We start from the raw sequence: 13,620 nt of genomic DNA, 5'->3' as shown, positions 1-13,620 counted from the left end.
AGTTGTAACTTTAGGGGGGGGTTCATGAAATGAATAAAAAAGTATATTTGCTTGCGATTGCGGCATTTGTGGTTGGAACCGTGGAACTCATTTTGGGTGGTATTCTCGATCTGATTGCTGCAGATCTTCATTTGACTCTGGCGAAGGCCGGTTATTTAATATCCATCTTTTCGTTGGTATATGCCATATCTGCGCCGATTCTGTTAAACGTAACTGCCAGATTTGAACGTAAAAAGGTATACATGTACACCCTGCTGATCTTCCTGGTCAGCAATCTTATTTCCGCTTTCAGTGCCAACTTTTATATGCTGATGGCAGGCAGGGCACTCGGGGCTGCGACAGGCTCGCTCATTTTTGTATTGTCCCTGACACTTGCTGCTCGCATTGTGGAGCCGCAGTACAAAGGACGTGCGGTGGGGATCATTACGATGGGTGGCAGTGCATCACTCATTCTCGGTGTGCCGCTCGGAATATTCGTGGGTAATCTGGCAGGATGGCGTGAAGTGTTTGTTTTCATTGCCATAATGACTGCCATTGTCATGGTAGCCATTGGTCTTGTCATGCAGCGGGTTCAGCCGGTGCCTGTCGTCTCTCTGAAGCGTCAGTTTGCTGCACTGTGGAATCCGAGGATGCTCGCGATTCATGCGACCACCTTATTGGTGCTGGCGGGTCATTTGACGTTATATGCGTATTTCACACCATTTCTCCAGGAAACGATCGGTGCAAGTTCGACTATGGTTACCTTTATCTACATGATGTTTGGCATCGCGGCTGTTGCCGGTGGGGGACTTGGGGGCGTATTATCGGACCGTCTGCATCCGGCAAAAGCCATCGTCATTGTGTTAATTCCTTTCATTATGAGTATGGCGGTTATCCCATTCAGTGTAGGACTGCCTCTAATCGCGTTCCTTATTCTGCTGAGCATCTGGAGTGCCTTGAGCTGGACGGTTACGCCAGTGCAGAATAGTCTGATTATCAAAATATCTCCAGAAGCAGCGGAATCACTGATCAGCACCAATTCGGGAATTGCCCACGCAGGGATTGCCCTTGGCACGTATGTTGGCGGGATGGTGATTGATCATTCCACCATTCTGTATAACGGCTGGGTTGGTTCAATTCTGATTCTTCTGGGCTTGGTCTCGGCCATATATGCGATTAGTCGCAAGGAACAATCGGTACAAGCCACTGCATAAGAATGATACGAAAAGAGTGCATCAGTCTATCGAACTTGGGTAGAGGGTGTGCTCTTTTTAAAATTCGTAAACCTGAACAACGCAGAATGAGTGTCATGCCAATGATTCGTTTTTATAGCAGCCGTTTTTAATCACTTTCAAGATATTGTATAGTGATTACATTGACGTTCGAAATTTGGAGGCTGGAACGCTTATGAAAATAGCAAACGCTAATTTGATGAAAGAGATTAATATAAACAACGTACGCCAAGTCATGAAACAGGTGGAGACAGCAACCAAGCCCCAACTTGCGTCCTTGACCAAATTGAGTGTGGTTACGGTGAATTCACTGGTCAAGGAATTGTGCGAGCTCGGTGAGCTGTACGAGGATGAGACAATACCTTCCAACGGAGGCAGGCCCGCTTTAACCTATCGTTACAATTATGATTTCAGCCTGGCCCTGGTGATCTATATGAATGACAAGCAGGGACAGGATCTTATTACGGCAACCGTCATCAATTTGGAGAATAGCATCTTGCTGAAAGAAGAACATACATTGCCTGAATTTGACCAAACACAATTTCTCGGACTCATTGAACCTATTCTCGCTCAGTATCCTTCTATTAAAGGCATTGGAATCGGGATTCCCGGGCAAACGGTGAACGGAGAGATCACGGTAAGCAGTCATCAGCAGCTGAAGGGTTTCCGTATGGCTGAAGAGATTGAAGCAAGATTTGGACTACCGGTCATGGTGGAAAATGACGTGAATGCTGCTGTTAGCGGTTATTGTTCTCAGCAGGAACTGGATGAGGGAAACAGTGTGATCGGAATTTACTTCCCGACTAATTATCCTCCAGGCATGGGCATTTACCTTAATGGCAAAGTCGTTAAAGGCAAGAACGGCATGGCTGGGGAAATTAAATTTCTCCCCTTGGAGATGGACTGGTACAGTGCAATGGAGCCGGAGGTGTTTGCTGAAACGGTATATCAAATCATTCATACCGTAAATGCGATCCTCGCACCGGACAGGGTTGTTATTTATCAAAGTCAGGTTGAAGCAGAGGCGTTTATTCAGGGCTGGGAATTGTATCAAGCAGGGCAGCTCATGCCTGTTTTCCCGGAAGTGATTTTAAATGAATCCTTTCAGGAGGATTTTGAAGCGGGCATGCGGTGGTTAACCTTAAAAGAACTTGAGCCTAACATCATTCAAATTTCGTGAATCCTATATGGAGCTTCCACAAGCCGCATTATGTTCAAATGACTACGCAGCGATGCAGATTCAATAATTATTCAAATTTGAACCATTTTTGCTTCCAAGCCATGCGTTATACTGAATGTGGAGAACGTTACATAATTCACAAACCAGGATTGGAAAGGTGAGATGGAATCTGATGAAGACAGTGATCGGCCGATTCAAAATTGCAGGAATATGCGAAGGAGTTTCCTTGCTCCTGCTTGTTCTTATTGCCATGCCTTTGAAATATTTCGCGGATATATCTTCCCCGGTGGCCATTATGGGCATGATTCACGGGATATTGTTTCCGCTGTATCTTATTGCACTGGTACATTTGGCTGTTGTAAACAGGTGGAAGGCGGCACGCTGGTTCATGGGTGTCGCGGCCGGTTTGCTGCCCTTTGGAACCTTTGTTTTTGAATCTTATTTGAAAAAGAGAGACTGGAAATAAACCTCATACTCATGATGAAAAAGGCGATCAGCCTACTGTAAAGCACAGTAGCAGAAGAGACGCCTTTTTTTGTTAGCTGTGATCGTGGCAAATTAAATGCCTTGACTTTTACGGTCACTTAGGCAGGTACTTGACAGGGGTATGGTATAGTATAAAAAGTTTGGATGAATAGAATGAAGATGTAAGCAGGAGGTTTAATCGTGTACCAATATAAGGATCAGGAATATGAAGCGGTGCATTTTGACGGGCATGACTTGAGATACGGGGAGCTGATGCGCTGTGTTTTCAAGCAATGTACCTTTATGAATGCCTCCATGGAGGAGATCGAGACGAGCAATTGCCGGTTTATCGAATGCGACTTCAGAGGAGCGAGCATGAACGGATCGTTTCATACGGAATCTGCTTTTGAGAACTGTACATTTAGCGGAGCTAACCTTTTTGTTTCCAAATTTACGTCCTGTAAAATGACCGGTTCTGATTTCTCTGGAGCACAGATGGATGGTGTTACCCTTATTCAGGGGGACTGGTCGTATACGAATCTGAGACACACGAAGCTGGGCAAACAAGATTTGCGGGGCATCCGCTTCTACGAAACGGATTTCTCGGATACGGACCTTGGAAAGGCAGATCTCAGAGATTGTGACATGACCCGAGCAACACTGAGCAGGGCCAAGCTTATGGGAGCGGATCTGCGCGGAGCTAATCTGGAAGGCATTGATCTGAAATCCCTGGACGTCAAGGGTGCACGTATAGACACGGAACAGGCTGTATTGTTTATGCGTTCTTATGGCGCAAAGGTTGATTAACACCAAATGAAATGGACACAAACCCGTATGAATCCACAGGTTTGTGTCCATTTTCATGCCATCTAGAAGCCGACGTTATATGTAATCACTAAGAAGTTAGCTTTTGAGAATTTGTTAAAAAGGTATGAAGCGCTTATTTAACTGTACCTGTTTGTCGATCTGACAGTAGACTGAATCCGTTGTCAACCGAAGCCGCGGAGGCAGAAGCAGCGAATGAAGCAAACAGACAGAGGGCAGCGAGGAATAACATGCTTTTTCTTTTCATAGATAAACCTCATTTCATATAAGATGGTTATACTTATCCAGTGTAATCCAGATTAGGGTATTTTGGAAAGTGGTACTTTATAATTCATCGAACTTCGCCTGGTAATGAATAGGTAATCCACTTCGTTGTGCATTTTATAAGTGCATGTAATCATGGTACACTCATACTTGCTATATCATTTTGAATTGAGATGGAGGCACCAATGAAAGAAATACATGAGTTAACATCCATGGACATGGTTGATTCGTTTATCCAGCAGCATAATCTGACTTTTCTGTATGTCTCCAGGCAGGAATGTAGTGTATGTCATGCCTTGCTGCCCAAGATCAGAGAATTGCTCCAGCCTTATCCTTCAATTGCTCTGGGACACATTGATGCGAATCAGGTGGAAGAGGTGGCATCGAAGTTCCTCATTTTCACCGTTCCGATCATGCTTGTTCTCGTGGAGCAGAAAGAAGTGGTGCGGGCGGACCGGTTCGTTCGTCTGGATCGTTTGGCAGAGCAATTGGAGCAGATTTACAGCTCATACGCATAAAAAAAGCATAGAGCATCAGCATTAAAAAATTTAAGTGTTGTGCTGAAAGCGGTTTTATGCTAATTTAACAATATAAAAACGTTTTTATAGCAAAGGACTAATCATTATGGCTAAGATTACGATCAAAGATGTTGCAAGAGAAGCAGGCGTTTCCATATCCACCGTTTCCAATGCTCTGAATGGTGTGGACGTGCTGAATCCGGAGACGAAGTCTCATGTGCTGAAGGTGGCTGAGCGGTTAAATTACGTTCCCAATCTGAATGGCAAGTTGTTAAAATCCGGACAAACCAAAATGCTGGGCTTCTTCACGACCAGTGTATCAGGCCCGTATTTTTACAAGCTGGTTGAGTCGATGTCCCGCGAGTGTGATCGCCTCGGATATGGGCTAAATGTATTTGTCACCAAGGATAAGCAGGTCATCATGAGCAATATCATGGGGCGCCGCGTGGATGGTGTCATTATTTATGAAGAGCTGCGAATTGATGAGCAGGATATTCTGTCCATGCAAAAAGACAAGATCAAGGCAGTCTTCCTGGACCGTGTCTATCAGAGTGAAACGATGGGAAGCGTCATTTTTGACTCGTATGTGGCAGCATACGAAGCAACGAAGTACCTGATCTCACTTGGACACAAGAAGATTGCTTACATCTCCGGTGTGGATACGATGTTTGACAGCGTGCAGCGTAGAGACGGGTATCTGGAAGCTTTGCGTGAATACCAGCTTCCGATGGATGATGACTATATCATTCAGGGTTATTTTGAGGAAGAGAGCACGTACAGTGCCATTAAGTCCTTTTTGCACCTGCATCCAGGCAAGCGTCCCGATGCATTTCTCGCGGGTAATGACCTGAGTGCGGTTGGCTGCATTCATGCATTAAAATCCGAAGGGTATGAAGTTCCTCAAGATGTTAGTGTGGTGGGGTTTGACGATATTGATATTGCTCCGTATTTTTCACCGCCGCTCACAACGGTAAGGAATCAGATTGCAAGGCAAGGAATACTCGCTATTAACCAATTGGTTGGCATGATCAAGAAGAAAGAGCAAGGTGCAGCTCAAAAATTATCGGGTGAACTCATCGTCAGAGGTTCAAGCCACGTAAAGATCGGCCGGAATGATATCGAAGCATAGTTGTGTAGGATCATTTCGGTCTTTTTTTAAATGAAGGAAGCTGAATAAGGGGGGTTTTATGCAAAAAAATAAAAACGTTTTTATGAGTATGGAAAGTCAGAGGGGAGCTATGGAACGTGAGTAAATTAGCTGTTGAGAAGGCAGCCAGGAATACGCCGATTGGGTCAGGTCATAAACACAAAAAGCCGCTAGGACAGCGGGTTAAAGAGTTCTTCATCGACTATCGCAGACAATGGGAGATTCAGTCCATGATTATACCGGGCATTATCTTTATGATCATTTTTTGTTACATTCCGATTTATGGTCTAACGATTGCTTTCAAGAATTACACGGTCATTGATACACTCGCTACCGCACCGTGGGTAGGCTTGGAGAATTTCAGAATTATCCTGTCGGATAAATATTTCTGGGATGCGGTTGTGAATACGCTGGGCATCAGTTTTCTCAAATTGGGGATCGGCTTCGTCATTCCTATTATTCTTGCAATCATGATCTACGAGCTGAACAGTGGACGGTTCAAGAAATTTGTGCAAACGGTTTCATACTTGCCGCACTTTTTGTCCTGGATCGTACTTGGCGGCATGCTCATCACCTGGTTCTCAACGACGGGGCTGTTCAATCAGATCCTGCTCAGTCTGGGCTTGATTGAACAGCCGCAAAACATCCTGCTGGATGTTGGAAAGTACTGGTGGATTGCTACGTTATCGGATATATGGAAAGAGGCCGGCTGGGGGACCATCTTGTATCTGGCCATTATGTCGAAGATTGACCCTACGTACTATGAAGCTGCCAAAATTGATGGTGCAAGCAGACTTAGACAAATCTGGAACATTACGCTTCCGAATATGAGATCCATCATTAGCTTGAATCTGATTCTAACGGTAAGCGGTTTACTTGGCTCCAACCTGGACCAGACACTCGTTCTGATGAACTCGCAAAACCGAGAAAAAGCAGAAGTCATCAACTCTTATGTATATCGTATGGGGATGTCTCAGGGTGACTTTTCGTATGCGACAGCGGTTGGACTCGGTGTCTCGATTGTGTCCGTCATTTTGCTTGTTACCGCAAACAAGATCACGAGCAAGCTGAACGATAATCAATCTGTGCTGTAGAAGGAGGCGTAACGCGTGAATGGAAAGGTGGCAAAAGAAGATCTCGATAGCCGGATCTTTGATACGCTGAATATTATTTTGCTGGTCATATGTACCATTGTTATTGTGGTCCCGCTCTGGAATGTGGTTATCTCTTCCTTTAGTTCCGGCAGGGCGCTTGCGGAAGGCGGGTTCATTTTCTGGTCACCGGAGTTCTCACTGGAGAACTACCGGGCTGTATTTAATGATTCGAGTATTTGGCAAGCCTTCTTCATTTCGGTTTCCAAAACGACAATTGGAGTGGTTACTCATGTATTTTTCTGTGCCATGGTGGGTTACGGCCTGAGCAAAAAATACATACGGGGCAGGAAGCTATATGTTGCCATGGGTGTTATCACGATGTTCTTCTCGGGCGGGATGATTCCAACGTACCTGTTGATCAAATCACTCGGCCTGCTCAACAGCTTCTGGGTATATATCATTCCGGCGCTGTTCAGCTTCTATGATGTTGTCATTCTGATGAACTTCTTCCGGAACGTCCCGGATTCTCTGGAGGAGTCAGCCAAAATCGATGGCGCCGGAGACTGGCATATCTTCCTCAAAATCTTCATCCCGCTCTCCATGCCAGCAATGGCTACCATTGCGCTGTTCAATGGAGTGGGGCAATGGAATGACTTTATGACAACCAAGTTGTACATTACGGATCAGTCATTATATCCACTGCAGATGATGTTATATGAGATTATTGTGCAATCCCAGACGCAATCCATGCAAAATATCGGAGGCTCTGCGGTCATTGAAACAACGACCAAAGGTGTGCAGCTCGCCACGATCGTCATTACTACTTTGCCAATCGTGCTGATCTATCCCATCCTTCAGAGATATTTTATATCAGGAATGATGCTGGGGGCTGTCAAAGAGTAAAGCTAAGCTCAAGCTGGATCTATCAAGGTTTTTGAATGCCTGTGCAGGTATTTACCACATTCTGAGGAGGAATCTCGATGTTGAACATGAAGAAGGCCATCGGTCAGACGGGAATTAAACTAAGTGCTGCCCTGCTGACAGCAGTATTATTGGTTACAGGATGCGGAGGAGGAGCAGGTGGCTCCGGTGAGGGGAACTGGGTTTCCATTGAAGACCGATACACGGTTGATCCAGAGACGCCGGCATGGCAGCTGGACAAAAAAGAAGAGGTAACGGATCTAACCTGGTACGTTAACGCAGACTGGTGGAATACCGATTTTGGTAAAGACATCGTCACGAAGAAAATCAAAGAGGACCTGAACATCAACATTAAATTCATTACAGGGGATGACACGAAACTGAATACCTTTTTTGCCGGTGGGGAGATGCCCGACCTGCTGACCGTATTCGACTCGAACTCTCCTGTCGTGCAAAAGGCTGCAACCTGGGCACTGCCGCTGAATGATCTGGCTGAGAAATACGATCCGCATTTCAACAAGGTGGCTGCGGCAGATACTCTTAACTGGTTTCAGCTGTCTGATGGCAAGACCTACGGATATCCGAACTATTCCAATACACAAGCCGATTATGACAGCGGTAACATTCCAGCCAAAACAGCATTTATCATCCGTAAGGATGTCTATGAGGCACTGGGAAGTCCAGTTATTGGAACACCGGAAGAATTCCAGAGTGTAATGAAGCAGATCAAAGAAAAGTTTCCAACGTTGATCCCATTCGGATTTAACGCCATTGGAGAAGGTACAGGTTCGCTTGGAGATACGCTGCAGGATTTCATCGGTGTACCTCTGGAGAACGAGAACGGCGAATTCTATGATCGTAATCTGGATGAAGACTATCTCGCTTGGTTGAAAACGCTGAACACCGTATACAGAGATGGCAATATCAGTGATGACAGTTTTGCAGATGATGGTACGGCGTTTGAGGAAAAAGTGAAATCGGGAAAATATGCAACGATGCTGCTGGACGGCACACCACAGCAAGGAGGCAATCTTCAAATTTATATGAGTGCTAACCCTGGCAAGGAATATATCGCAATTGACGGTCCACAGAGTACCAAAGGCCATGCTCCAACGTTGAATCAATCCGGCATAACGGGCTGGATGATCAACTTTATTTCCAAGGACAGCAAGGATCCGGCCAAAGCCATTCAGATCTTCACGTATCTGCTCAGTGAGGAGGGGCAGACGCTAATGAACTACGGTATCGAAGGTGAAACTTACCAGACCCAAGCGGACGGTACGGTTGAATTACTGCCAGCCGTGAAGGACCTGCAGCTCAATAATGCGGATAAGTTCAAAAAGGATTATCGCATGGGAGAATTCATGTTCTTCGGTCATGATCGTCACAAAGCGTTAAGTGCGGATGCTTTTCCTGAGTCGATTAAACAAATGCAGGAATGGGGCAAAGGCAAGCTGAAACCTCATTTTATTCTGGAGAATATCAATCCGGATCAAGGAACACAGGAAGCTCGTGCCTTGTCTGCCATCAACACCAAATGGAATTCGACACTGGTAAGCATGGTTCGAGCGAAGGATGATGCTTCATTTGATGGTGCACTTGCCGCTTACAAGTCATTCCTGGATGAAAATCGTTGGGACGAGATCGTGAAGGTCCGCAGTGAGAAGATGAAACAGAATAAGGAAAAATTAGGCATCCAATAAAAGAAACCCGGAGGGGATCAGATGAGTCAATTTACGATCTATCGATCAACAGGAGAACATGAACTATTTAAGCCGGTATCAGAGGAACAATTGAAATCGCTTCAATCGGACCGGAAGCCAATTGAAGTCAAGCTGGATGATCAGCATACTTTTCAGGAGATGGATGGTTTCGGAGCTTCATTTACCGATTCGTCATCGTATCTGATTCATCAGATATTGAGTGAAGAACAAAGGGAGGATCTGATGATAAGGTTGTTCCACCCAGAAAATGGCATCGGCTTGTCGGTCATTCGCAATCCAATGGGCGCTTCCGATTATGCCAGAACGGTATACAGCTATAATGATCTGCCAGAAGGGGAAACTGATCTGGATCTCGCCCGTTTCAGTATTGCCCATGATGAGGAGGATGTAATTCCCTTAACCCGGAAGGCGCTCGAATTAAATCCGGATCTGAAGCTCTTTCTTTCGCCCTGGAGTGCTCCGGGTTGGATGAAAACAAGCGGGTCCATGATTACGGGACAACTGAAGCCTGAGTATTATCCGGTGTATTCCGAATATTTTGCCAAAACCATCAAAGCGTACGCTGAACACGCACTGCCCGTCCATGCAGTGACACCGCAGAATGAGGCATTGTATGAACCGGGTCATTATCCAGGCATGCTGATGCCTGCGGAAGCACAGGCGGATTTTATTAAAAATCATCTGAAACCTGCCTTTGTCAGCCAAGGTATTCAGACCAAAATTCTCTGTTATGATCACAACTGGGATGAACCGGATTATCCACTTACGGTGCTGGAGCAGGCGGGAGAGGAAGTTGATGGCGTTGCCTGGCACTGGTACGGGGGTGAAGCATCGGCACAAACGAGGGTGTATCAAGCATTCACCGGAAAGGAAGTACATTTTACAGAAGGATCAGGAGGGGAATGGATTCCTCCGTTCCAACAAGCGTTCTCAAACGTCATGCGTACGGGAATTCAAATATTACGCAACTACAGCAAGTCTTTTGTACTTTGGAATATGGCGCTTGATGAAAACAATGGGCCGACGGTTCCGGGCTTTGGTCGCAGTACTTGCCGGGGAATCGTGCAGGTGAATAAGCAAACAGGTGAGCTTGTGTATACGCTGGATTATTATGCCTTGGCTCATTTTAGTGCAATCATTCGCCCGCAGGCCGTTCGCATTGACTCCAGTTCCAGTCAAGAATCCATATATAACGTTGCCTTCCGTAACAAGGATGGTTCAATTGCCGTAGTGCTCTTCAATGAGGGAGAAGTGTCCGAAAATATCCGATTGAGGATACGCAATGATGAGCTTCTTAATCTGACAATGGAGCCACAAAGCGCCTGGTCTATATTGATTCCCAATCCATCATAAGAACAGAGAAAAGCCGATATGCAGAGAGAAACCACTCTGCGTACCGGCTTTTTGCATACCTTTTATATCATCTGAATAGCGAGATTCGGTGTTCCTCCGCTATCGTCGACGAATAATACATATTGATTCCCACTCGTTCCTGTCAAGACTAGTCCGGGTTGGTTCAAGACGCCCGGATTATAATATAACAACTGCTGCAGAGCCGGTAAGACAGCGGGAAGCGTCGGCTGATTCAGAGCCATGATCTGGGTAGCTGCTTTTACACTGTCCCCTGCCTCGATCACTCCGCCGACACCAAGGTTATTCGTAATGGATGCACTATCGTTAATCTGCAGGTTATTCGCAATGGTCTGGTTTCCGTTGACCTGCAGGTCTACTCCGATCGTTTCATTGCCATTCACTTGCAGATCCTGATTGATGGTCTGGCTTCCCGTAACGAGAATGCTATTAAATGTTGGCAAACATATCAACTCCCATCTGGTCTTGATATATTCTATGAGGACAAGAACCGGATGGACACGGGGTTCTTGCACATTTATAAGGAGATTTCCCAATCACTTCTGGTTGAACACCTAAAAATACAACTCTAGAAACCTAGCCAGTCTTCCATGCATATTGTAGGCAGTGAGCGTCAATCCGCTTGAGACGGGAGGGATCGGTCATCGCTAAAAAGAGACGGATGCAAGTTAAATCTCAAAAAAACAAGCTTTCTGCAGAGCAACCCAACCGAATGTTGATAAAACAGGTGAATGCCACTTTGAATCGGAAACTGAAGTCAATTCAGCATCATCTGACCGCCCAACAGGCGGATCTGCAGCAGCATTTGATGGAAACTCTACAGGATGTCATTCATCCACCCAAGGAAGTTCCTCCGGATATCGTCTACAAACAATTGAATGTTCTCTTCATTACGCCTTGTAATGATCGAGCATCCTCTTCCATTTCCATTCTCGTGGAACAGAGTTTGAGGCATCTGGTGAAAAGCATATATGAAATGAAGACGATTCAGCCTGTTGGACCTTATTTGGAACGTTCCAAAACGGACCTGGTTCTCGTACTGGGCGGGGAAGATGGAGAGATTTTGCCAGAGGAGAGCATGGAAGCCTTAAGGACCTCACCGATCAATAAGGCCATTTGGTTAACCGACCTATCCGGTGTGAAGCATTCGGAATCATTCATTTCCATATTTGACTATGTGTTTACACAGAAAGCGGAGAACATTCCAACCTATGGACGCATGAGTAATGCACGATGTTATGAGGTTCCTTTTCCGCCAAATCCTAACGTATATTACCCACAGTCCGTACTCAAACAAGACGAGTCGGATGTCTATATCATTGGAGATGCTCAGCCGGGCAGCAGCCTAGTTGAGTTGGCGAATCATGCGATGTTATCCGGCAAAGTGGTTCGAGTGGAGGGGAAAGGGTGGAAGCGATTCGGATCGTTTATATCCGTGCATGCACATGAGGATCGGGCTGCGTTATACAACGGGAGCAAAATGGTTATTCAGGACAACTCTTCGGTTAGGAGCGTGTTGGAGGTAGCCGCTTGTGGCACGTTTCAGCTGAATTCGATATCGACGAATAGGAATCTGGATACGGACGTGTTCCAAAGCTATAACTCACAGGAGGAGCTCATAGAGAAGTTTGACTTCTACTGGAACCGGGTGGATCAGCGAAGACTGGCGGCTTCCAGGGCAATGGCTTATGTCAAATACAATCATTCCTATCTTCAGAGCAGCCTGCAGCTTCTGGACCGAATCTACCGATAAATCCGGCTGACGTATGGAGGAATCCCGATTGAAACTTATTGCGTTGCATTTACCTCAATTTCATCGTATTGCCGAGAATGACAGGTGGTGGGGAGAAGGTTTCACCGAATGGACCAATGTGAAAAAGTCAGTTTCCTTATACTCAGGGCATGTTCAGCCGAGGAAACCGTTACAAGAGAATTACTATGATCTGACCGACCCTGCAGTGCGCAAATGGCAGGCAGATACAGCAAGGAATCACGGGATTTACGGATTTTGTTACTATCACTATTGGTTTAAAGGCAAGCGTCTGCTCGAAAAGCCGTTTGATGAGATTATACAAACCGGAGAACCTGATTTTCCATTTTGCCTGTCGTGGGCAAATGAAACCTGGACACGTAAATGGGATGGTCAGGAATCGGACGTTCTCATTTCACAGGACTATGGAGACGAGAATGACTGGAAAGACCATTTCGAATATTTGGTGAGGGCATTTAAAGACAAACGGTATATCCGGGTGGACGGTAAGCCCATGTTCCTTATTTATCGGCCTGCCAGCATCCCCCGTTGTGAGGATATGATTCGGTACTGGCGCAAGCTCGCAGTGAAGCACGGGCTTGAGGGTATTCATTTTGTTGAAACGATAGGCGGTTTCCCGACTTACGACAGTCAGGTGTTTGATGCAAGCATGGAATTTGAGCCGCATTATACCTTTGCCCATGGTCACACTAACGAAATTTGGATCGAGCTGAACATCGGCAGTCGCAAGCATACTGTGGTGAACTACGACAAGGTATGGTCTGCCATTCTGGAAAGATCACCGCATCGAAACGGGGAGATCATCTACCCTGGTGCTTTTGTAAATTGGGATAATACACCCCGTCGGGGCATGGACGGGCAGAGTACCATCGGCTCGACTCCGGAGAAATTCGGGGTATATCTGTCAAGGCAGCTGGAACGGAGCAGGCATGGGTACAAGAGTGAGTTCATGTTCGTCAATGCCTGGAATGAGTGGGCGGAAGGGGCATACCTTGAACCGGATGAAGAGTACGGATATGCCTATTTGAAAGAAATCAAGAAACTCATCCAGGCAAGGAGTCATTGAAATTCATAACCAGCTGTTGTGACTCACGGGGTTCCTTACTCAGGGAACTCCTTTTGATGTTCA

The 13,620-nt window shown here is 45.9% G+C and carries 14 protein-coding genes; 12 read left to right on the top strand and 2 right to left on the bottom strand.

The features are described 5' to 3' along the window. Positions 1-29: 29 nt before the first annotated feature. From CHH60_RS05630 to CHH60_RS05615, 4 genes are all read left to right on the top strand, one after another. Positions 30-1,193: an MFS transporter gene (locus CHH60_RS05630; protein ID WP_095358307.1), complete on the top strand. Its 1,164-nt coding sequence runs from the start codon at positions 30-32 to the stop codon at positions 1,191-1,193. Positions 1,194-1,386: 193 nt separating this feature from the next. Next, entirely contained in the window at positions 1,387-2,391 is a 1,005-nt protein-coding gene (locus CHH60_RS05625; protein WP_095358306.1) for an ROK family protein, read from the top strand. Between the two features lie 172 nt (positions 2,392-2,563). Then, positions 2,564-2,857: a DUF3817 domain-containing protein gene (locus CHH60_RS05620; protein WP_095358305.1), complete on the top strand. Its 294-nt coding sequence runs from the start codon at positions 2,564-2,566 to the stop codon at positions 2,855-2,857. 200 nt (positions 2,858-3,057) lie between these two features. Beyond that, positions 3,058-3,663: a pentapeptide repeat-containing protein gene (locus CHH60_RS05615; RefSeq protein WP_095287398.1), complete on the top strand. Its 606-nt coding sequence runs from the start codon at positions 3,058-3,060 to the stop codon at positions 3,661-3,663. A gap of 133 nt (positions 3,664-3,796) precedes the next feature. Here CHH60_RS05615 and CHH60_RS30195 read toward each other — a convergent pair whose 3' ends face one another. After that, positions 3,797-3,928, bottom strand: a complete 132-nt coding sequence (locus CHH60_RS30195) for a hypothetical protein (protein ID WP_255247833.1) — start codon at positions 3,926-3,928, stop codon at positions 3,797-3,799. 202 nt (positions 3,929-4,130) lie between these two features. Between CHH60_RS30195 and CHH60_RS05610 the strand changes: the two genes are divergently transcribed. From CHH60_RS05610 to CHH60_RS05585, 6 genes are all read left to right on the top strand, one after another. After that, the gene (locus tag CHH60_RS05610) at positions 4,131-4,463 is read left to right on the top strand and encodes a thioredoxin family protein (protein ID WP_095358304.1); all 333 of its coding nucleotides are present in this window, start codon (positions 4,131-4,133) and stop codon (positions 4,461-4,463) included. Positions 4,464-4,569: 106 nt separating this feature from the next. Next, the gene (locus CHH60_RS05605) at positions 4,570-5,592 is read left to right on the top strand and encodes a LacI family DNA-binding transcriptional regulator (protein ID WP_095358303.1); all 1,023 of its coding nucleotides are present in this window, start codon (positions 4,570-4,572) and stop codon (positions 5,590-5,592) included. A gap of 116 nt (positions 5,593-5,708) precedes the next feature. Further along, entirely contained in the window at positions 5,709-6,704 is a 996-nt protein-coding gene (locus CHH60_RS05600; RefSeq protein WP_255247832.1) for an ABC transporter permease, read from the top strand. A 15-nt stretch (positions 6,705-6,719) separates the two neighbouring features. Continuing rightward, complete coding sequence (locus CHH60_RS05595) at positions 6,720-7,607, top strand: carbohydrate ABC transporter permease (protein WP_095287395.1); 888 nt, start codon at positions 6,720-6,722, stop codon at positions 7,605-7,607. A gap of 77 nt (positions 7,608-7,684) precedes the next feature. Continuing rightward, positions 7,685-9,328 (top strand): extracellular solute-binding protein, encoded by a 1,644-nt coding sequence (locus tag CHH60_RS05590; protein ID WP_176475993.1) that lies wholly within the window; start codon positions 7,685-7,687, stop codon positions 9,326-9,328. Between the two features lie 21 nt (positions 9,329-9,349). Beyond that, complete coding sequence (locus CHH60_RS05585) at positions 9,350-10,702, top strand: glycoside hydrolase family 30 protein (protein WP_095358302.1); 1,353 nt, start codon at positions 9,350-9,352, stop codon at positions 10,700-10,702. A 62-nt stretch (positions 10,703-10,764) separates the two neighbouring features. Here the strand turns inward: CHH60_RS05585 and CHH60_RS05580 are convergent, their stop codons facing one another. After that, the gene (locus CHH60_RS05580) at positions 10,765-11,163 is read right to left on the bottom strand and encodes a hypothetical protein (protein ID WP_095358301.1); all 399 of its coding nucleotides are present in this window, start codon (positions 11,161-11,163) and stop codon (positions 10,765-10,767) included. Between the two features lie 296 nt (positions 11,164-11,459). Here CHH60_RS05580 and CHH60_RS05575 point away from each other — a divergent pair, with 296 nt between their 5' ends. Both CHH60_RS05575 and CHH60_RS05570 read left to right on the top strand, forming a co-directional pair. Beyond that, on the top strand, positions 11,460-12,473 hold the full coding sequence (locus CHH60_RS05575) for a glycosyltransferase family protein (protein WP_176475992.1): 1,014 nt from the start codon (positions 11,460-11,462) through the stop codon (positions 12,471-12,473). Between the two features lie 28 nt (positions 12,474-12,501). Next, positions 12,502-13,557, top strand: a complete 1,056-nt coding sequence (locus tag CHH60_RS05570) for a glycosyltransferase WbsX family protein (RefSeq protein WP_095358299.1) — start codon at positions 12,502-12,504, stop codon at positions 13,555-13,557. Positions 13,558-13,620: the final 63 nt, after the last annotated feature.

The sequence above is a fragment of the Paenibacillus sp. 7523-1 genome (assembly GCF_002276415.1).
GTDB lineage: Bacteria > Bacillota > Bacilli > Paenibacillales > Paenibacillaceae > Paenibacillus > Paenibacillus illinoisensis_A.
Note: the sequence above shows the minus strand (reverse complement) of the source record. Positions and strands in the feature narration are given on the sequence as shown.

Coding starts and splice junctions, on each gene's coding strand:
- CHH60_RS05610 (WP_095358304.1), top strand. CDS start 4,131: ATGAAAGAAATACATGAGTTAACATCCATGGACATGGTTGATTCGTTT.
- CHH60_RS05625 (WP_095358306.1), top strand. CDS start 1,387: ATGAAAATAGCAAACGCTAATTTGATGAAAGAGATTAATATAAACAAC.
- CHH60_RS05630 (WP_095358307.1), top strand. CDS start 30: ATGAATAAAAAAGTATATTTGCTTGCGATTGCGGCATTTGTGGTTGGA.
- CHH60_RS05605 (WP_095358303.1), top strand. CDS start 4,570: ATGGCTAAGATTACGATCAAAGATGTTGCAAGAGAAGCAGGCGTTTCC.
- CHH60_RS05585 (WP_095358302.1), top strand. CDS start 9,350: ATGAGTCAATTTACGATCTATCGATCAACAGGAGAACATGAACTATTT.
- CHH60_RS05620 (WP_095358305.1), top strand. CDS start 2,564: ATGAAGACAGTGATCGGCCGATTCAAAATTGCAGGAATATGCGAAGGA.
- CHH60_RS05590 (WP_176475993.1), top strand. CDS start 7,685: ATGTTGAACATGAAGAAGGCCATCGGTCAGACGGGAATTAAACTAAGT.
- CHH60_RS30195 (WP_255247833.1), bottom strand. CDS start 3,928: ATGAAAAGAAAAAGCATGTTATTCCTCGCTGCCCTCTGTCTGTTTGCT.